This window comes from Chryseobacterium sp. HNCC26DJ238 (assembly GCF_057180465.1).
The window spans coordinates 193,691-212,895 of the sequence record NZ_JBXUGI010000002.1 but is presented as its reverse complement, the minus strand read 5'-3'; the positions used below and the strand labels follow the sequence as shown (position 1 = coordinate 212,895).

Genomic DNA, 19,205 nt, shown 5'->3' with positions numbered 1-19,205 from the left:
GAACAATGCTTTTAAAATCAATGATCACCAATATCGATTTTATACAAAGTCTTTAATAATCCCTGTAAGTCTTACAATTTCTTTTTCTGTATTAAAACTGTGAAGACAGATTCTGAGACGTTCACTTCCTTCTTTTACCGCCGGACTGAAAACAGCGTAGGTTAAGAATCCTTCTTCCAGTAAAGTCTGTTTCATTCTGTTGAGCAAATGATTTTCAGAAACACGGACTGCCTGAACAGGACTTTCAGGAGAAGAAAACAGTGTCAGATTCTGCTGACGGAAAATTTCTATATTTCTTTGTAATCTGATGCTTTCATTCCTGTTGTTTTTTAAAAATTCATACCCTGTTTTTACACTTCTCCACTGAATATCCAAAGCGGAAGTTGTGTAGATAAAAGAGGATGCAAAGTTGATGAGGTAGGAGGTAATGATATTACTGCTTAAAATTGCCGCACCATGAGATCCCAATGCTTTTCCATAGGTAATAACTGTTGCTGCTACCTGATTTTGAAGCTGAAGCTGATCAACAAGTCCATTTCCGAACACTCCAAAAGAGTGCGCTTCATCTACAACTAAAAAAGCACCGTACTGATCAGCAATTTCTGCAATTCTGCGAAGAGGTGCAAAATCTCCATCCATAGAATAAAGACTCTCTACAGCAATGTAGCAATTCCCTTTTTGCCTTTTTAAAATTTGTTCCAGGTCTTCCGCATCATTATGTCTGAATTTCAGTTTTCTGGCGTGAGACATTTTACAGGCGTCATGTACGGAGCGATGAATGTTCTCATCAACAATAATGGTATCGTGTCGGGTAGGAAGTGTTGAAAATAAAGCGAGATTAGCAGTATATCCTGAAGAAAAAAGCAATGCCGAGGGATACTGATGTTCTGTTGCGATATAATTTTCAGTTTCAGTCACTTCTGAACTGTTTCCGCTGATCAGTCTTGAACCGGTACTTCCTGATAATAACTGAGGATTTTCCGTAACTTCCTTTAATAACAGATGCTGCAGTTCAGAATTCCGCGCAAATCCAAGGTAATCATTAGAATAAAAATCAATTCCTTCACTTTTTGTCTTTAATACCCTTAAGATCCTGCTCTCTTTTCTCTTTTCAAGAGTTTCCTGAAAATGACTGAAATGATTAAGCATGATAACATCCGGCAACTTCTTCAGTGAGTGAATTGATCCATTGGATATGAAGTTCTCTTTCAATGTCCAGAATATTTTCAGCATGTTGTTTCCAGTCTGTAGAAAATTCGTCCAGCTGATTGATCATTTCTTCCAGATGCCCCTCTTCTTCAAGTATAATTGATTTTACCATAACTTTAGAGGCTGTTTTGGTAAGAACATCCTGATAAACAGGATATAATAAATCTGCACGGACTTCAATGGCATACGTTACGAAGAGGTATGCCGCATATTTCAGCTCTTCTGTGTTCATCTTAAAATGGTTTTTAAGATATTTACATGCTTTAATATCCAGACTGTGAAGATACTGTCTTGTTGCAACCGGTGCTAGAAGCTCATTGTTTTCATAGGTTCTGCACAATTCCAAACTCAGTTTCCCAATCTGCTTTTTAAGATAGTAGGCATGGCGGTGTTCTTCGCAGGCATGCTTAAGCTGAATTAAATTTACTTTTGTGGGATGCTCACAGGCAGAAATTTTTCGGGCACCTGCATTTTCCATATAGGAAAGTGTATTAAGCCATTTTGCATGTCTCTCCTGATCTTTTACAATCTCATTTATAAGAATACTGAATTCCATCTTTATTTATTTTCAGCCAAAAGTAGTATATTGCCGGATGGTTAGACAGTACCAGTTTTAACATTATGAATAGTCCGGTTGATTTTCCTTACGAAAGTTTCATTGTCATCAACAGAAGTTCAGACCTTCCTGTCTATCTTCAGATTTCAAATCAGTTCATCAATGCGATTCAGAGAGGATTAATGCCATTCGGAACGAAACTTCCCGGAACAAGATCTTTAAGCATCCTTCTGAATATTCACAGAAATACAGTGACTGCCGTTTATGATGAATTATTTGCACAGGGCTGGGTAGAAGTTATTCCTAATAAAGGGACTTTTGTTATCGGAAAGGAGCAGAACGAATCTTCAGGGGTGATCAGCTTTGAAAAAAAGCAACTTGAGAATTATCCGATATCAACGGGCTTTACTTTTAAGACATCCAATATACTCGACAATCCTTTTGATCATTCAGAATGTGAATTTGCTTTCAGTGACGGTATTCCGGATATCCGCCTGACCCAGATTGATCATCATTCCAGAATGTACAGTACTACTTTAAAACGGAAAGCCCATAAAATGGGACACTACAATCATGACGGAAGCGAATTCTTCAAGGAAAACCTTTCCCGATATCTAAACCTTTCAAGAGGTCTCCCTATTTCAAAAAAAAATCTTCTTATCACACGGAGTACAGAAATGAGTATTTATATTGCTTCTGAAATTTTATTATCTCCCGGAGATACTGTTTTAGTTGGTGAATTAAGCTATTTCTCGGTCAACATGATTTTTCAGAAGGCCGGCGTCAATATTCACACCATTCCGATTGATGAAGATGGGATCAATGTAGAGGAAGTCAGAAAAATATGCAGCAGACAGAAAATAAGAATGCTTTATATCACTCCCCATCACCACTATCCTACTACTGTTACATTGAGTGCTCAGCGAAGACTGGAATTGTTGCAACTTGCCAATGAGTATGGTTTTATTATTCTTGAAGATGACTATGATTACGATTTCAATTACGATAAAAGTCCAATATTACCGTTAGCAAGTGCAGACACCCACGGAATGGTCATCTATATCGGTTCTTTTGGGAAATCCCTTGTCCCGGGTTTCAGAACCGGATTCATCGTTGCACCGGAAAATCTGATGACAGAGATGCGAAAATATCTGGGCATCATTGACCGGCAGGGCGACGTTCTGATGGAGCATGTTCTGGGAGAAATGATCGCTGAAGGCGAAATCAACCGGTATCTCAAGAAATCCATAAAAATTTACAGGCAGCGGAGAGATTATTTCACGCAGCTTTTAAATGAAAATCTGGGAGAATACATCGATTTTCAAAAACCTTCAGGAGGCCTGGCGGTATGGATTGAATGGAAGACACCTTTCAACCTGATGCAGCTCAGTCGTACCTGTGGTCAGAATAACCTTTTCATTCCCAAAACACTGCTCTATCAGAATAAACATCTTACTGCAATGCGTTTAGGTTTTGGAAATTTAAATAAAGAAGAAGCGGATAAAAGCATTGAAATTTTATCTGAAAACATACGACTGATCCTGTAATCTTTGATTTCCAAATGATTCTCATCTGAGCTTCATCTAAAGCCATTTAATAAATATTGAAAGCTTGACATATCTCTTCGAACAAAAAAAGGCTGCCCTTTCCGGGCAGCCTTTTAGAATTATACATTGATATCTATTTTTTCTTCAAAGCTGTAAATTTGAAGTAAGAAATTACAGATAAGGTAAGCATCGAAGCCAGGCCGATATATACCCAGGCAGGAACAGGGACAGGATCACCTGCTGCGTAGGAATGCAGTCCGCTTAAGTAATAATTTACTCCAAAATAAGTCATCACCATTGAGCAGAACGCAAACATCGTTGCAACATGAAATGCCCATCTGCTTCTCAGCCCCGGAACCAATCTCATGTGCAGAACAAATGCATACACCATAATTGAGATAAATGCCCAGGTTTCTTTAGGATCCCAGCTCCAGTATCTTCCCCATGATTCATTGGCCCAGATTCCTCCGAGGAAGTTTCCTACGGTAAGAGCAAAAAGCCCGATGGTCAGAGACATCTCAGAAACAATTGCCAATTCTTTTAAGGTTGTATCGTTATGAATTTTAAAAATATTTTTATCTGAAATGATATAAAATACCAGTGAAATTACAGCAATAATCATTGATAGTCCAAAAAAGCCATAACTCGAGGTAATAATGGCAACGTGTACTATCAACCAATAAGACTTCAATACCGGAACAAGCGGCGTAATCTGTGGATCAAGAGACGAACCACCGTGAGCAAAGCCCATCATAATTACAGCTACCATAAATCCTGCTGCAGGAATAAGTGCATTTGAATTTCTGTAAAGAGCTAAACCTGCGGAAATTCCAATCCAGGAAATAAAGATAATTGCTTCATAACCGTTACTCCACGGTGCGTGACCGGAAATATACCATCTTGCAACCAATCCCAAGAAGTGAAAGAAATAGCCAACCGTACCTACTATGATGAGTATTTTAATGATTTTACTCAATATTTTTTTAGGTTTAAACAAATCAACAAAACCTAAGATTAACAATAAAACTCCAATGATTGTGTAGAAAATTAAAAGTTTAAAATTAAGATTCACTTCATTCATGAAAACTTCAAGATTGACTTTGTTTTCCGAAGGAACTACACTTTTACCCCATTTCTGCTGATAGTCTGATAATTTTGATAATTCTGTATCTGCTTTAGTCCAGTTTCCTGTTTTCTCAGCCTGTAAAGCTTCTGCAAAATATGGTCCCATCACTTTCTGAGATTCCATATCAGGCTCCATTTTTTGGTCAAGCCACGAATGCCAGGTGTGGTTCGGGTCATTTTTTACCGGAACAATTCTCATAAACTGTCCGCTGAAAAATTCATTAAAAATTTGTACCCTTTCGTTTATTTTAATAACCTGTTTGTCGTATTCAGACTGTTCTCCTGGTTTTTTACGGAAAGCCGTATTATAATCTTCATCTAAAATATACGTCAGGTTTCCATTAGCATCTGCAGGGAAAAGATTCATTAAAGATGTATATCCGTCTTCGTCAGCTTTTGTTTTTTCTAAAAGATCTTTTCCTCCTTTTGAATCAATTTTAATCAGCGGAACCATCGTCCAGCTAGGTGTATCTGTATTTATGGATAAAAACCATTGGTTAGCTGTAAGATATTTTCCATCTGTTCCTCGGAAAGCATCTTTTTTATAAATCTTTCTTAAAACATCTAAAGCCTGTGTGTTAACCGGAACAATTCTACCTTCATAATTCTGAACCAAAAGGTATCCGAATTTATCTGCGTGTTCTTTGCTGATTTTATTTCTTGCAATAATCTCGTCCGGAGAAATCATTTTCATTTTTGTAAAAGGTGCAGCTATTGAATTCTGCTGTATACTTTGTTCTGCATGGCCTGCTTGTGGAGCTGCGTCATGCTTATGACCATCGCCTTCTACATGTACATGTTCTCTGCTTCCGTCTGTATTTCCGTGGGTTTCTATTTTCTGGGCATTGAAACCAAAGCTTAAAAACAAAAGTAAAACTGCAGCCGCTCTTTTCTTGTTGACGTCTTTCAGCATTTTATTTAATTTCCAGAAGTGGGTTCCTTTCCAGAAGAAGATCACAAACATTCCCCCAAATAAAAATGCGTATCCGATATAAGAAATCAGCGTTCCCCAGAAATCATGGTTCACTGATAAAACAGTTCCCATTCTGTCTGGTGAAAAACTAGACTGGAAGAAACGGTAACCTTTATAATTTAAGACGTTATTCATATAAATTTTATAAGGAGTCTGCTTGCCCTCATCGATGATTTTTACATGACTTTCGTAAGCGCTTGGAGATGAACTTCCAGGATAGGTTTCCATCACAAAGTCATCCAATTTTATAGCAAAAGGCGTGTTATAAATCTTCGGGCCAAAGCCTACCATAATATTCAGTCCGTCCATCGTTACCTGTTTGTAGGCATTTGGATTCCCTCTTTCTACCGTTAAATCAACAATTTGTTTTGTTTTTGGACCTTGAAGCTCTACCGTCATTACGTCAGGAACGTTCTGATCTTTCTTTCTGTCACCTTCAAAAGCCATCAGTTTTCCTTTTCTGAGCCCTTCAGGTACGACCAGTTTCAATTCGTTAATGGTATATAAACTTCTCAGAACCAAAGGCTGAAACTGATCTTTAACCGTAGTTCCTGTAGCCTGGGTTGCCATCGTCATATAATTGGCATCAACGGGAGTCTTAATTAAAATCTGTCCGTTTTCTTTTTTAAACTCTACAGCACCATCGATAGCTCTGTTGAATGTTACCAAAGTTCCGTTGATTGATTTGGTCTCACCTGGTTTAATATAAATATTCTGTCTTCCCGTTTCTGCGGTAGAAACCAAATGCAGGTATTCTGCACCGTTTGGATCAGCAATTAAACTGTCTTTTTTCCTCTGAACATAATCAAGGGTCTTTACCTTCACTTCTTTTCCGTGAAAATCATACGTTGCATTAAAATCTTTATGCAAAGGTGACATCAGGTAAGGAACGTCCTGGTAATTCAGCACATCCCCTTTATCTTCAATCTGAATTTTAAAGAAATGCTTATCAGTAACGATTTCATTTGAAGTCTCGCCTTCTCTGATCACCATCTGACCTTCAAAACTGATATATCTTGTGATGGCACCACCAATAAAAATAAAAACAAAAGCAAGGTGAAAAACCAAAACCGGCCATTTTTCCCTTCTCCAGAGACGGTAGCGTGCAATATTACCCACGAAATTGAGAATAAGCAGAACCATGATCAGTTCAAACCATTTTGCTTCATAGATTAATGCTTTCGCTGTGGGAGTTCCATAGTCGTTTTCTAAGAATGTTGCATACGCCATTGAGAACGCATAAACCAGCAATAGAACGGCCATTGTCCTGGTTGAAATAAGAATATCCTGGATCTTCTTCATGATTTTTTTTACTTGACATGCAAAAATAAGGATGATTAAACGAAAGGCAGATAAAAAAAGCTGTTTTTTGTCATCAGAACCCTTTTAAACCGTTATTTTGAATCATTCTTAATAGTATTTATTTCTTTGATAAAAATCTAAATTCCCTGTGAATCAGCAGAGAAATCGAACTTTGTTTTTGGCAAAAAAAGTAAGGACAATATTAAAAAAACACTAAATTTGCCAAGATTGACATTATGGAAAAGAAAACCCAAAAACCACAGACTGAATCGCCTGAAAAAGGCAAAATTTTATCGAAGCCCCGCATCTTTTTCGGACTCACTTTTATCGTGTTTTCCGGAGTGCTTGCACTTTCTTTTATTTCATATTTAATGAATTGGAAATCAGATCAAAGCCAGGCCGGAACAATGTTAGATAAAAACATACAGTCTTCCAATTTTTTCGGAAAATTAGGAGACTGGCTGGGCAATGTTTTCATTTTTGAAAGTATTGGTGTGGCATCATTCATTGTGGCATTCCTGTTCGTTGTTTTCGGTACCATGATTCTCAAGAAAAAGATCTTTAAAACGTGGATGACTTTCGGGCATTCACTGTTTTTTATCTGCTGGCTTCCCATCCTTTTCGGAGCCATTACAAAAGGTCAGGGAAATGCAGGAGTTTTGAGTGGGGTATATGGATATCAGATTATGGATTCATTAAGTGCCATCATCGGCAGTGTTGGTCTTTGGCTGGTACTTGTAGTCAGTATAGCGCTTTATTTTATTCTTGAATTTAACCTCCGTCCAAGTTCCATCAGATCAAAATTTGACAAAATCAACGAAAATACGATTGGCAGAGTAAAATCAATGATGCCAAATTCAAGCGAAAATTTTGAAGCTGATGAAGAGTTGGAAAATGAAATCGAGGATTCAGAATCTCATTCTGATATTAAGGTAACTGATTTCTCAGAAAAGAGACAACCAGCAGAACCTGTAAAGGTTACAAAGGTTATGAATGAACCGGTTTCTTTACATTTAGAAACGATTACAACTCCCAATAACACATCATTCGAAGAAAAAACAACAGGTTTCTCATCATCCGTCAGCCTTGATCTGCATACCAAACCTGTCGTTCCTGTAGCAAAGCCTGAAGATGCATTTGATATCAAACCTGCTGCTTCAACAGATGATATTAAATTTAATATCGAAGTGGCTCCTCCTGTTGAAATAATAGAGGATTCTGAAAAGCAGTCCAATGATCTTGTCAACCAGCATGGCCTATATGACCACCGTTTAGATCTCGCAAAATTCCAGATGCCGACTTTAGATCTTTTAAAGGATTATGGAAATGAAGAAATCTCTGTTAATAAAGAAGAATTAGAAGAAAATAAAAACAAAATTGTTGGCTTACTGAAAAACTTCAATGTAGGAATTGCTGAAATCAAGGCAACGATCGGACCCACAGTTACCCTTTACGAAATCGTACCAGAAGCAGGAATCAGGGTTTCTGCAATCAAAAAACTTCAGGATGATATTGCTTTGAACCTTTCTGCTTTAGGGATCAGGATCATTGCACCAATGCCGGGTAAAGGAACCATAGGTATTGAAGTCCCGAGAAAAAATCCTACCATGGTTTCCATGCGTTCGGTCATTGCTTCACAGAAATTTCAGAATACCGACATGGATCTTCCGGTTGTTTTCGGAAAAACAATTTCCAACGAAGTTTTTATGGCCGATTTATCAAAAATGCCCCACCTTTTGATGGCCGGTTCTACGGGTCAGGGAAAATCAGTGGGTATCAATGCAATTTTGACTTCCCTACTCTACAAGAAACATCCAAGCGAACTGAAATTCGTGATGGTAGATCCAAAAAAAGTTGAACTTTCATTATATTCAAAAATAGAAAGACATTATTTAGCTAAACTTCCGGATTCAGAGGATGCAATTATTACAGATACGCATAAAGTGATCAACACCCTCAACTCTCTCTGTGTGGAGATGGATCAGCGTTATGATCTGCTTAAAAATGCGTTCTGTAAAAACCTCAAAGAATACAATAAAAAATTCAGCGAGAGAAAATTAAATCCTGAAAACGGACACCGGTATTTACCTTACATCGTTTTGGTTGTTGACGAATTTGCGGATCTCATCATGACAGCAGGAAAAGAAGTTGAGCTTCCGATTGCAAGACTTGCTCAGTTGGCAAGAGCAGTTGGTATTCACCTTATTGTTGCAACGCAAAGACCTTCGGTCAATGTAATTACAGGGATGATCAAGGCTAATTTCCCGGCAAGGGCAGCTTTCAGAGTAATCTCAAGTGTCGATTCAAGAACGATTCTTGATTCTCCGGGAGCCGATCAGCTGATTGGAAAAGGAGATATGCTTTATTTTAACGGAAATGAAATTTTGAGGCTTCAATGTGCATTTGTTGATACGCCGGAAGTTGAAAGGCTGGCTGAATTTATCGGGGAACAGAAAGGATATGCTTCTGCGTTTATGCTTCCTGAATATGTAAATGAAGAAGCAACAAGTTCGGCCAATTCATTTGACCCGAATGAAAAAGATGCCCTGTTTGATGACGCAGCCAGAATTATTGTTTCAACACAGCAGGGTTCAACTTCAATGCTTCAGAGACAGTTGAAACTGGGGTATAACAGAGCCGGAAGAATTATGGATCAGCTTGAAGCAAGCGGTATTGTCGGTGGATTTAACGGCGCTAAAGCAAGAGAAGTCCTGATCAGCGATCTCAATTCCCTTGAACAGTTTTTAGAAGACCTCAAAAGCTAAAAAAACAAAACTAATACTAATTTTATGAGAATTTTCAGAAACTTCGCTGTTGGAATAATGGGACTGTCATTATTTCTAACCTTAAATTCATGTGCACTAAGATCCATTCCCAGTGATTACAGTGATGTAAAAGTTGAAACGGTAGACCTTGACGCATTAGGCAATGGTAAAATACTGATCTATAATGGAGCAAGTATACTGCATTCGATGGATAATACCGCAAGATTAAATCTATGGATTGATAAAAAACCTGTAGGACAGATCAGGACTAAAGAATATATGATCATTGACCTTGCCATGGGACATCATGAATTTACAGCACTTCACTTAGATATGGTGAATATGAGAAGTAATCACCCGGTCCTCGTTAATGAGTCTACCAAAGTTATCAGAATAGAACCAACCATTACATCAAATAAACTGACTGTAACAAATATGTTACCTGAAAATTTTGATAAGTATAAGAACAGAGTTGATCGTAAATAAACTCTTCTCTTTTTAATGGAACAGTTTTTGAAAGACCTGCGAGGTTAAAAATCAAGTCAGATTAACAGTTAAACTTTTGGCATTTCAAAGGTCTAATGTAGTGTAGATTGATTGCAAGATCAAAAAATAATTAGAGAAACTCATATGAAAAAAATAATTTCAAAAATAGCGTTTGCAGGTTGTATTGTAGGAAGTATTGGTTTTGTTCAGGCTCAGAAAATTGATGCCAAAGCAAAAAAAATACTGGATGATGTTACAGCCAATTACAAGTCTAAAAAGAATTCTTATTTTAAATTTGCTTTTGGAAGCGGTGTAAATGGAGCGGTAAGTAAAAACGAACCCGGAATATATTACACTGCCGGAGATAAATATAAGTTGAAAATCATGGAAACGGAACAGATCTTCGATGGCAGCAAAATTTACAATATCAATACCGAGGATATGGAAGTAACGGTAGCAAAACCTAACGGAAGTGCTACGATGTTCTCCCCTATCAATTATCTTACTTCATACAGAAATGATTATAATGTAACCTACAATGGTAAAAAGACAGTTGAAGGCGTAAGTGCAGATTTTATTAAATTAACTCCTGTAAAAGCAAACGGTTTAAAATACGTTTATATTTATATAGACAGTGCAAAAAAACAGATGCTGAAACTGGAGCAGCATGGAAACAACAAAGATATTGCAGTAATTTCTATAAAGGATTATAAGGAAAACCAACAACTGGATCCTAATATGTTTGTTTTTGATAAGAATAAATTCAAAAATTATCTTGTTACAGAATTATAATTCTAAATATATATTAAAATTTAAGGTCACAAAGGAAACTTTGTGGCTTTTTCATTAATTTTGGCGAATGTTTAAAATATTAGACCGATATATTATTAAAACCTTTTTTGGTCCGTTCTTTTTTATATTCAGTGTACTGTTTTTCATTTTTATTGTAAACATTGTCTGGATTCAGCTTGGGCAGTTTATGGGAAAAGGCCTTACAACACTGCAGATCATGAAGCTTCTCTTCTATCTGGGCGTCAATGTTGTCAGTATGGTTCTGCCTTTAACAATACTTCTGGCAAGCATCATGTCTTTTGGGGAATTCGGTGAACGGTACGAACTTGCGGCAATGAAAGCAGCTGGGATATCTCTGACCAGAGTGATGATGCCGCTTTTGGGAGTCGTAACATTAATGGCTGTCATGCTCTATTTTTTCTCCAATAATATCATCCCGGATTTTCAGAGGAAAGCAAAAAATATGCTTTTTAACATAGCGCAGACAAAACCTGCACTGAACTTCACGCCGGGGCAGTTCATTGATCAGATCCCCGGATATATGGTTAAATTCGATAAAATTGAAGGTGAGGACGGTCGTAATTTAGAAGGAATTTTTATCCATAAAAAATCCAGCACTTTTGAAAATCAGAGGTCAATTGTTGCCGAAAAAGGTAAATTTGTAACGCCTCCCAACAAGAATTACCTGCAGCTGGTTTTATATAACGGTTATGTTTTTGAGGATACTTATGCCGGTAAAGCAGAGAATGTAAGATTAAAACAGCCGGATCAGGCGATTAAATTTGATACGCTGGTGTCCCACTTCGATGTCAGTGAAATTATCAATAAAGCTATTGAGCAGGAAAGAATCACTGAAGATTACCGCTTTCAGACATTTAATGAATTATTTACTACTATTGATAAGACCAGAAAAGATAATGCTAAACTGGTCAGCAATATCAGTAATGAAGTCATGTCACAGACAAGTTCTGTAGTGAGCTACATGGATAAGAACAAGACAAAAGCTCCTGTGAAATCTCAATATAAATTAGACACTATTAAGTCTGATAAAAAACTGGAGATGATTTACAATGCGCACAACAGGCTTGATAATCTTAAAACAACATTAGACTCGAAGGGACAGGAACTTAATCCGAGTGTCAAGTACTTTAATAAAGTGGTGATTTATCAGCAGAGAATTATTTCTTATTCATTTACCTGCATTATTTTCTTCATGATCGGTGCCAGTTTAGGATCGATCATCAGAAAAGGAGGAATGGGTGTTCCTGTGATTGTTGCCATCGCTATTTTTATTATATTTTATATTATCAATGTAGGTTTTGAAAATGTGGCATGGTCAGGAAAAATGAGTCCGTACCTGGCTGCCTGGCTTCCGAATATGATCTTATTTCCATTTGGAGTACTGATGACATACAAAGCTCTTACAGATTCCCAGTTATTTGATTCTGAAAAATACAAAGCATTCTTCAAACCGGTCACCAAACTGTTTATAAAAGATAAAGAACATAAACGATATCAGTAAAATCAATCCGGAGCGAGACTCCGGATTTTTTTGTTTAAATCAAATAGTACGGCAATGGTAAAAACCGTTTGTAAAAGTATTTTCTGATGAAATTAAAATCACTGAATTTTTAAATACAAAGTCTCAAAAAAAAATCTCATATTTATGAACTAATTTTAAAATAAATAACAATGAAAAAAATTCTATTCCTCGGTATGGTGAGTCTGATGACCTGCAGTATATATGCACAGGAAGAAAACTCTGATTACGAATTGAGATCTGATGAAAAGTACGGTTATATCATTGATAAAAGCGGAAAGAAAATAGAGGGAATCGTTAGGTTGGCAGGCAGTGACATGAGCCCGTGGGTCAATCAGAAAAAAGTAAAATTCGTTGCGGCTTCAGACATCGACAAATCTAAAAAAAAACAGAAGTTTAAAACAATGGATTCTGATGATCTGAAGGAATATGTTGCCTACGATGACAATAATAACGAAAGACATTTTGAAGTCATTAAATACACCAACACCAAGGAAGGCTTCAATACAGCGACCGGTGGATTAAGCGGAAATATCAAAGCTTTTAACAACCTGACCAAAAGCAACCAGTTCGCAGAAGTAGTAACTGACGGAAAAATAAAAGTTTATAAACTGTATGGTTATCCTACAACATTCTCAGCCGGACAGAGCCAGATTGACAAAGCAGATCAGGAAACAGAAAGAATGAGAAAAAACCCTTCTTACATTTACACAAAGAAAGGGAGTAAACTGAAAGAACTGAATCTTAACGAGTCTAAGATCATTACTGCAGACTGCAGTTATGTTAAAAGTAAGATTACTGACGGATCATACGCTTCTCTTAAAAAAGAAGAAAAAAAGAGAACAGGCCTCGGGAAATTCATCAAAAATCAGATTGACGATGTAATGTCCAATGTTCCTCAGATTGTAGATGAAGTAATTTTAGATTATAACGAAAACTGCAAATAATTTATACTGATAAGAAATTTCGACAACTGCTTTCCGCAGTTGTTTTTTTGTGGATAAATTTACATTGCAAAATTAAGATGATCACAAAATAAAAAACATGTCCTGTCACAAAATTATTAGCAAAAGACCTTGATAATAAAATCTGTATTAAAATCGAAGTAATAATTTTTATTGTTATCTTTAAATTGACAAAAAGCTAATATTATGAAAAATATACTGTCCGTCATATTCATACTAACGGGTATTGTTGGTTTCGCTCAACAAAACACTAAAGATTCCTATATCAAAAAAGAAAGCGTCGGAGGAAAGCTTGATTTTTCAAAAAGAATTGAAGAAAAATACCGTGACACAGCACTGATCAACTTTGGAGATACAACCTTCAGTAAAAAAGAGTATGCTGTTTTGCTTTGGGGAGCTAATGTTCGGACATTAGGAATTGAATCGTTAGAAAATGCTTATAAACTATGGGAAGAAATTAACAGGCGCATCTTAACTGATCCTGAAAAAAGAGCTTTAAAAACTGGTTTTGAAGCTAAATTTTAAGTACGGAAACAATTTGCAGCATATAACATTTCATTAAAAAATAGTCCCCAATCTCCATATAATGAAAAAATTCCTATTACTGTCCGGTATTTTTCTTATCATTTCCTGTAAAAAGAATAATGATAAAAAAACCAGTGACAAATCAACCTTATCTGACAGTATTCACTTAAAAACGGTTACAGGATCTTCATCGGTAAAAGATGATCTGTCTTCTGTGGAAGAGATAAAAAAAGAATATAATCTGTTGAATTCAAAGTTGACAGCTAAGAAACTGGATTCGTTAAGTTTAACCTACGAATGTGAAGAAAGATCAGGAAATGTCGTCTATTATTCTGAAAACGGAATCTTAAAAGTCATCAGGCATTTCACTGCGGACAGTCATTTTTATTCTTCCGAAAGTTACTTCATGCATAACGGTCAGCCATTCTTTATTTTTAAGGAGGAGACTGTGTGGAGCTTTAATGGAGGAACTCCTGAAAAACCGGAAACGAAAGACGATGTCACCCAACAGCGTATTTATCTTTCAGGTAAAAACGTTATCCAATGTCTTGAAAAAAAGTTTACCCTTAAATCAGATTCTTCCGTTAATCCCGATCCTGAAAAGATTCCCAATGAGGAAAATAAAAACTGTTCTGCGAAAGAAGTCACTGAAAATTTTGCATTACTTCTTAAAAATAAAAATAAGAAAGGCAGTATCAAATGTCTGTAAAAAAAGCGGCTTCGAAATATTCGAAGCCGCTTTATTATATAATTAAAACTGAAAATTAAACTTTCATAATTTCAGCTTCTTTTGTTTTCAGGTGATCGTCACAAAGTTTCACATGCTTATCTGTCAATGCCTGAATTTCTTCTTCAACTCCTTTGACCGCATCTTCAGAAACGCCTTCAAGTTTTTTCAGTTCCTTGATTCCATTTTGTCTTGCGTTTCTTACAACAATTTTCGTATCCTCAGTTTCTCCTTTAGCCTGCTTAGCCAGTTCTCTTCTTCTGTCTTCAGTTAAAGGGGGAACATTAAGGATAATATTTTCTCCGTTATTAGAAGGTGCAAAACCTAAGTTAGAATTGATAATTGCTTTTTCAATGGCATTGATTGCAGTTCTATCCCAGGGTTGAATAGAAATTGTCATCGCATCGGGTACAGAAACGTTAGCAACCTGATTAAGAGGAGTCGGAGCACCATAATATTCCACCATCACATCCTGAACCATGTTAGTAGACGCACGTCCCGCTCTGATTCTTTGAAATGCATGATCAAGGTGCTTTATAGCTGCTTCCATATCATGCTTTACAGATTCTACGATAAGATCTAATTCTTCCATTATATAATAAAAATTTGATAAGTTACACATTTTTTATAAGCAATAAGTAGTAAGTAATGAGTAATAATTAATATTTTTACTTTTTGCTTTTTATATTTTTTTAAATATTGACTAAAGTTCCTACATTTTCTCCTTCTACAATCTTTACCAGGTTACCTTCTTTATTCATATCAAATACGATAATTGGTAATTTATTTTCATGGCTTAGTGTGAATGCAGTCATATCCATTACTTTAAGGTTTTTCTCAAACACTTCATCAAATGATAATGAATTGTATTTCACTGCATTTTCATTTTTTTCAGGATCGCTGTCATAGATTCCGTCTACTCTCGTCCCTTTTAAGATAACGTCAGCACCAATTTCGATAGCTCTTAAAGTTGCTGCAGTATCTGTCGTAAAATAAGGATTTCCTGTACCTGCTCCGAATATAACAACTCTGCCCTTTTCAAGATGTCTTACAGCTCTTCTTTTAATGAAAGGTTCTGCTACTTTATCCATTTCAATGGCAGATTGAAGCCTTGTTTTGATGCCCGCATCTTCCAGAGCCCCCTGCAATGCCATACCGTTGATTACGGTTGCAAGCATTCCCATATAATCGCCCTGTACTCTGTCCATTCCTTTTGCTGCTCCGGCAACACCACGGAAAATATTTCCTCCTCCAATGACAATGGCAATTTCACAACCTGAGTCAACTACCTTTTTTATTTCCTGAGCATACTCCATCAGTCTTTCGGTATCAATACCGTATTGTCTGTTCCCCATCAAGGCTTCACCACTCAGTTTTAGAAGGATTCTTTTATATTTCATCTTTAATTTTATAATCGTTTTTGAGAATTAATTTCCTCAGAAATTAATTCTGCAAATATAATCATTAAAAATATTGAAAAAAGAAAAATATTTAATACTAAATAATGATATAAATATTTTGATAAGTACGAAAAAGGATTATTTTTGCATTAATTAATTACTGATTTGAAGAAAATTCTAATTTTTTCACTATTTCTTTCGGGAATCGTTTCATTTGCACAAACTGGAACAAATGTATACCCGTTTCTGAATATTCCGGTTTCGGCAAGACAGGCAGCTTTAGGAGGTGATGCAATTACAATGAGAGATTATGATGTGTCTTTTGCAATCGCCAATCCTGCTTTGCTCAATCAGGAATCCGACAAACAGCTTTCCTTAAATGCAACTGCCTACCTGGCAGATTCCAAATACGGAACTGTTGCTTTTGCCAAAGATCTCGATAACGGCCACATGGTCACCGTAAATGCACGGTATATGAGTTACGGAAATATTCCGAGAACAGATGAAAGCGGTTTTGAAATGGGGGAATTTACAGCTTCTGACGTTGCCGTAGGTGGTGGTTATGCATACCAGTTTGAAGAAGACTGGACAATTGGTGGCGGACTGAATTTTATCACTTCAAAGATTGACACATATACATCTTCTGCACTTGCAGGAACACTTGGTGTCACGTATCATCCAAAAAAGAGCAAAGAAGTAGTTTCTGTGGTTTTAAGAAATTTCGGGTATCAGTTTAAATCATTTAATGGAGTAAGAGAAAATCTGCCTTTCAGAATAGATTTGGGATACACCAAAATTTTAAAAGCTTTTCCACTGGCTATTACCGTCACTGCTCACGATCTTCAGAAATTTGATATTTCATCAGAATTGAATGTCAACGGGCAGGAGGTCAATACCGGAAGAAAAATTGCTGATCATTTTTCATTGGGTGCTGAGCTTTTTCCTGAAAAAAGTTTTAACTTCAGATTGGGATACAATGTACGGAGAGGAAACGAACTGGCAGTAGCTGATCAGAGAAATTTCTCCGGACTATCTGCAGGTTTTGGACTTAAAATTTCAAAATTTCGTATCGATTATGCACATGTAAGATATCATAATTCTGCCAACGTAAACCAGATCGGTATTTCAGTAGATCTGAGCGGTCATCAGGGAGAATAATTTTTATGTATTTTAAAGAATAGAATACATATATTTTTTGATTTCCAGAATTTTTTTTGAAATTTGCAGGATGAAAAAACCAGTAATTGCAATTGACGGATTCTCATCCACAGGGAAAAGTTCTATTTCGAAGATTATTGCCAATCTGTTGGGAATAGTTCATCTGGATACAGGAGCTCTATACCGTGGCGTTACCTGGTTTGCATTACAAAACTGTCTTAATGAAGACAATACTATTGATTTTCCAAAGCTTTTCAACTCCTTTTCACTGCTTAATCTGGAATTTAAAGAAAGTGACGGAGATCTTGTTCTGTTTTTGAACCACACTGATATTTCAAAAGATATTCGTTCCAATGAAGTTTCCAACAATGTAAGTATGATTGCTAAGCAGAAAGAGGTCAGGGATTTTCTGCTGCAGTTTCAGCGCAATCTTGCTAAAAAAGGCGGAATTATTATGGATGGAAGAGATATCGGTACCGTGGTGCTTCCTGATGCTGATTTTAAATTTTTCCTGACGGCAAGTATCCGGGAAAGAACAAAAAGAAGATATCAGGAGTTATTAAGTTTAGGAATTGATGCCGATGAGCAGCATGTTATGGAAAATCTTCTGGCAAGGGACAAAATTGACAGCGAGCGTGAAATTGCCCCTTTAAAGCAGGCCGACGATGCAATCATAATTGACAATACATTATTAACTAAAAAAGAGACCATACAAAGTATACTTACCCATTTAAAAAATTAATCATTTTTATAGGTGAAAAATGTCATTTGGTATATTAATTGTAACAATTACGGTATAAAATATTTAATAACAATAATTAAAAAACAAGAAATGTCTAGAAAAGAAAATAATACAGCAGGTATTTTAGCAGGTCTCTTAGCAGGTGCTGCAGCAGGTGTAATCTTAGGAATGTTATATGCTCCGGAAGAAGGTAAAGAAACAAGAAAAAAGATTAAAACTAAAGCTAATGATTTAAAAGAAGAAGCAAAAAACAAATATGGAGAGGTTTCTGAAAGAGTAAAAGATCAGTACGGAAACATATCTTCTACTTTTAAAGAAACTGCAAGCAGTGTAGCTCACACGGTAAAAGACGGTTATGATAAATACAAAGATCAGATTGTATCAAAAACCAGTGACATTGTAAAAGATGTTGAAACAGGATTGAATGATCTGAAAAGATAAATTTATTTTAAATCAAAATGATAAAAAGGAACTTTGACCAAATTAAAGTTCCTTTTTTCGTAACTTAAAGAAAAAATAATGATTGAAACTATAAAAGAATATACATCCAAGCGGATTGATCTGCTTAAAATTCAGGCAACAGAAAAATCATCAATTTCTGCCGGAGTTATTGCTTATCTGGTTATTTTATTAGTTGCTTTTGCTTTTTTTATTATCCTTTTTAATTTTGGAATAGCCTTTCTGATCGGTAAAATGTTAAATAATACCTCATACGGATTTCTGATTGTATCAGCGTTTTATTTGCTAATTATGATTATTGTTATTATATTTAAAAAACGTATCGTAAATATGATCGCAAATAAAGTAATCGAATTTTTAAATCACTAAATTATGAGTAGAAACTACAGTAGTCTGGAAGAATTAAGAAGAAAGAAAAAGCTTTTACAGGGTGAAATTGAAGATTTAGAAGGTTTGTTAACCTTCAAAAATACCAAAGAAAGTCTGAGTGCATTTACCAATGGATTAACAGATCAGTATTTAAAAGAAAAGATTGATGAAGACGGCGAAGAAAAAACAGTTCTCAGAAAAGATGTTATTGCCAAGCAGCTGACTTCCGAAGTCAAAGATATGTTTCTCAGTAGAAATACAGCAATGGGCATAGCCGGAAGTGCTTTGAAAGGTGATGCTTTGGATACTTTAATAAAGTTGGCGGTTACAGCTTTTGTTGCTAATTATGCGAAAAAGAACATGAGAAGTTCAAACTGGAAAAAGAAGATACTGGGAGCAGCATTAATTTATGTAGCACCTATGGCACTGAAATTTTTGAGATCAAAACTTGAAGCTTATCAAAAAACAAAGAGTGTTTCGAGTATGGAGCAGCTCATCTGATTTTACAGAGTTTTAGAGTTTTGGAATCTGAGGGGTTTATAAGTAATCCTAAATACCGTGACTC

18 protein-coding genes are annotated in these 19,205 nt (G+C 36.0%); 13 read left to right on the top strand and 5 right to left on the bottom strand.

What is annotated here, in order from left to right; all coding sequences use genetic code 11:
- Positions 1-39: 39 nt before the first annotated feature.
- Entirely contained in the window at positions 40-1,233 is a 1,194-nt protein-coding gene (locus tag AC2A07_RS02600; protein ID WP_484049076.1) for an aminotransferase class I/II-fold pyridoxal phosphate-dependent enzyme, read from the bottom strand.
- Positions 1,142-1,765 carry a hypothetical protein gene (locus AC2A07_RS02595; RefSeq protein WP_484049075.1) on the bottom strand — a complete coding sequence of 208 codons (624 nt, stop codon included), beginning with the start codon at positions 1,763-1,765 and terminating at the stop codon, positions 1,142-1,144. The genes AC2A07_RS02600 and AC2A07_RS02595 overlap by 92 nt, the downstream gene beginning before the upstream one ends.
- 65 nt (positions 1,766-1,830) lie before the next feature.
- On the opposite strand from AC2A07_RS02595, the gene AC2A07_RS02590 reads away from it, so the two are divergent.
- On the top strand, positions 1,831-3,312 hold the full coding sequence (locus AC2A07_RS02590; RefSeq protein WP_314490779.1) for an aminotransferase class I/II-fold pyridoxal phosphate-dependent enzyme: 1,482 nt from the start codon (positions 1,831-1,833) through the stop codon (positions 3,310-3,312).
- Between the two features lie 133 nt (positions 3,313-3,445).
- Here AC2A07_RS02590 and AC2A07_RS02585 read toward each other — a convergent pair whose 3' ends face one another.
- Complete coding sequence (locus tag AC2A07_RS02585) at positions 3,446-6,712, bottom strand: cytochrome c biogenesis protein (RefSeq protein ID WP_484049074.1); 3,267 nt, start codon at positions 6,710-6,712, stop codon at positions 3,446-3,448.
- 236 nt (positions 6,713-6,948) lie between these two features.
- On the opposite strand from AC2A07_RS02585, the gene AC2A07_RS02580 reads away from it, so the two are divergent.
- The 7 genes from AC2A07_RS02580 (at position 6,949) to AC2A07_RS02550 (ending at position 14,494) form a co-directional block, all read left to right on the top strand.
- Entirely contained in the window at positions 6,949-9,477 is a 2,529-nt protein-coding gene (locus AC2A07_RS02580) for an FtsK/SpoIIIE family DNA translocase (RefSeq protein ID WP_484049073.1), read from the top strand.
- 24 nt (positions 9,478-9,501) lie between these two features.
- The gene (locus AC2A07_RS02575) at positions 9,502-9,963 is read left to right on the top strand and encodes a hypothetical protein (RefSeq protein WP_484049072.1); all 462 of its coding nucleotides are present in this window, start codon (positions 9,502-9,504) and stop codon (positions 9,961-9,963) included.
- 144 nt (positions 9,964-10,107) lie between these two features.
- A complete protein-coding gene (gene lolA1 / locus AC2A07_RS02570; protein ID WP_484049071.1) occupies positions 10,108-10,755 on the top strand; it encodes an outer membrane lipoprotein periplasmic chaperone LolA1 in 648 nt (215 codons plus the stop codon).
- 67 nt (positions 10,756-10,822) lie between these two features.
- Positions 10,823-12,277: an LptF/LptG family permease gene (locus tag AC2A07_RS02565; RefSeq protein WP_484049070.1), complete on the top strand. Its 1,455-nt coding sequence runs from the start codon at positions 10,823-10,825 to the stop codon at positions 12,275-12,277.
- Between the two features lie 170 nt (positions 12,278-12,447).
- The gene (locus AC2A07_RS02560) at positions 12,448-13,242 is read left to right on the top strand and encodes a hypothetical protein (RefSeq protein ID WP_484049069.1); all 795 of its coding nucleotides are present in this window, start codon (positions 12,448-12,450) and stop codon (positions 13,240-13,242) included.
- A gap of 204 nt (positions 13,243-13,446) precedes the next feature.
- Positions 13,447-13,785: a hypothetical protein gene (locus AC2A07_RS02555; protein ID WP_484049068.1), complete on the top strand. Its 339-nt coding sequence runs from the start codon at positions 13,447-13,449 to the stop codon at positions 13,783-13,785.
- A gap of 61 nt (positions 13,786-13,846) precedes the next feature.
- On the top strand, positions 13,847-14,494 hold the full coding sequence (locus AC2A07_RS02550; RefSeq protein WP_484049067.1) for a hypothetical protein: 648 nt from the start codon (positions 13,847-13,849) through the stop codon (positions 14,492-14,494).
- Positions 14,495-14,549: 55 nt separating this feature from the next.
- Here the strand turns inward: AC2A07_RS02550 and frr are convergent, their stop codons facing one another.
- Both frr and pyrH read right to left on the bottom strand, forming a co-directional pair.
- Positions 14,550-15,104, bottom strand: coding sequence for a ribosome recycling factor (frr, locus tag AC2A07_RS02545; RefSeq protein ID WP_314490763.1), 555 nt, complete (start codon positions 15,102-15,104; stop codon positions 14,550-14,552).
- A 100-nt stretch (positions 15,105-15,204) separates the two neighbouring features.
- The gene (pyrH, locus tag AC2A07_RS02540) at positions 15,205-15,912 is read right to left on the bottom strand and encodes a UMP kinase (protein ID WP_314490761.1); all 708 of its coding nucleotides are present in this window, start codon (positions 15,910-15,912) and stop codon (positions 15,205-15,207) included.
- A 165-nt stretch (positions 15,913-16,077) separates the two neighbouring features.
- Here pyrH and porQ point away from each other — a divergent pair, with 165 nt between their 5' ends.
- From porQ to AC2A07_RS02515, 5 genes are all read left to right on the top strand, one after another.
- Positions 16,078-17,070 (top strand): type IX secretion system protein PorQ, encoded by a 993-nt coding sequence (porQ, locus tag AC2A07_RS02535; RefSeq protein ID WP_314490758.1) that lies wholly within the window; start codon positions 16,078-16,080, stop codon positions 17,068-17,070.
- A gap of 70 nt (positions 17,071-17,140) precedes the next feature.
- Complete coding sequence (gene cmk / locus AC2A07_RS02530) at positions 17,141-17,812, top strand: (d)CMP kinase (RefSeq protein ID WP_314490755.1); 672 nt, start codon at positions 17,141-17,143, stop codon at positions 17,810-17,812.
- Between the two features lie 90 nt (positions 17,813-17,902).
- A complete protein-coding gene (locus AC2A07_RS02525; protein WP_314490753.1) occupies positions 17,903-18,253 on the top strand; it encodes a YtxH domain-containing protein in 351 nt (116 codons plus the stop codon).
- 78 nt (positions 18,254-18,331) lie between these two features.
- Positions 18,332-18,640 (top strand): phage holin family protein, encoded by a 309-nt coding sequence (locus tag AC2A07_RS02520; RefSeq protein WP_314490750.1) that lies wholly within the window; start codon positions 18,332-18,334, stop codon positions 18,638-18,640.
- 3 nt (positions 18,641-18,643) lie between these two features.
- Positions 18,644-19,141 carry a phosphoribosyl-ATP pyrophosphatase gene (locus AC2A07_RS02515; RefSeq protein WP_314490747.1) on the top strand — a complete coding sequence of 166 codons (498 nt, stop codon included), beginning with the start codon at positions 18,644-18,646 and terminating at the stop codon, positions 19,139-19,141.
- Positions 19,142-19,205 lie beyond the last annotated feature (64 nt).

Excerpts from the sequence above, each read along its gene's own strand:
- AC2A07_RS02525 (WP_314490753.1), top strand. The coding sequence starts at position 17,903 with ATGTCTAGAAAAGAAAATAATACAGCAGGTATTTTAGCAGGTCTCTTA.
- AC2A07_RS02560 (WP_484049069.1), top strand. The coding sequence starts at position 12,448 with ATGAAAAAAATTCTATTCCTCGGTATGGTGAGTCTGATGACCTGCAGT.
- AC2A07_RS02600 (WP_484049076.1), bottom strand. The coding sequence starts at position 1,233 with ATGCTGAAAATATTCTGGACATTGAAAGAGAACTTCATATCCAATGGA.
- AC2A07_RS02580 (WP_484049073.1), top strand. The coding sequence starts at position 6,949 with ATGGAAAAGAAAACCCAAAAACCACAGACTGAATCGCCTGAAAAAGGC.
- AC2A07_RS02520 (WP_314490750.1), top strand. The coding sequence starts at position 18,332 with ATGATTGAAACTATAAAAGAATATACATCCAAGCGGATTGATCTGCTT.
- AC2A07_RS02585 (WP_484049074.1), bottom strand. The coding sequence starts at position 6,712 with ATGAAGAAGATCCAGGATATTCTTATTTCAACCAGGACAATGGCCGTT.
- AC2A07_RS02555 (WP_484049068.1), top strand. The coding sequence starts at position 13,447 with ATGAAAAATATACTGTCCGTCATATTCATACTAACGGGTATTGTTGGT.
- cmk (WP_314490755.1), top strand. The coding sequence starts at position 17,141 with ATGAAAAAACCAGTAATTGCAATTGACGGATTCTCATCCACAGGGAAA.
- AC2A07_RS02515 (WP_314490747.1), top strand. The coding sequence starts at position 18,644 with ATGAGTAGAAACTACAGTAGTCTGGAAGAATTAAGAAGAAAGAAAAAG.
- AC2A07_RS02565 (WP_484049070.1), top strand. The coding sequence starts at position 10,823 with ATGTTTAAAATATTAGACCGATATATTATTAAAACCTTTTTTGGTCCG.
- AC2A07_RS02575 (WP_484049072.1), top strand. The coding sequence starts at position 9,502 with ATGAGAATTTTCAGAAACTTCGCTGTTGGAATAATGGGACTGTCATTA.
- AC2A07_RS02595 (WP_484049075.1), bottom strand. The coding sequence starts at position 1,765 with ATGGAATTCAGTATTCTTATAAATGAGATTGTAAAAGATCAGGAGAGA.
- AC2A07_RS02590 (WP_314490779.1), top strand. The coding sequence starts at position 1,831 with ATGAATAGTCCGGTTGATTTTCCTTACGAAAGTTTCATTGTCATCAAC.
- frr (WP_314490763.1), bottom strand. The coding sequence starts at position 15,104 with ATGGAAGAATTAGATCTTATCGTAGAATCTGTAAAGCATGATATGGAA.
- AC2A07_RS02550 (WP_484049067.1), top strand. The coding sequence starts at position 13,847 with ATGAAAAAATTCCTATTACTGTCCGGTATTTTTCTTATCATTTCCTGT.
- lolA1 (WP_484049071.1), top strand. The coding sequence starts at position 10,108 with ATGAAAAAAATAATTTCAAAAATAGCGTTTGCAGGTTGTATTGTAGGA.
- pyrH (WP_314490761.1), bottom strand. The coding sequence starts at position 15,912 with ATGAAATATAAAAGAATCCTTCTAAAACTGAGTGGTGAAGCCTTGATG.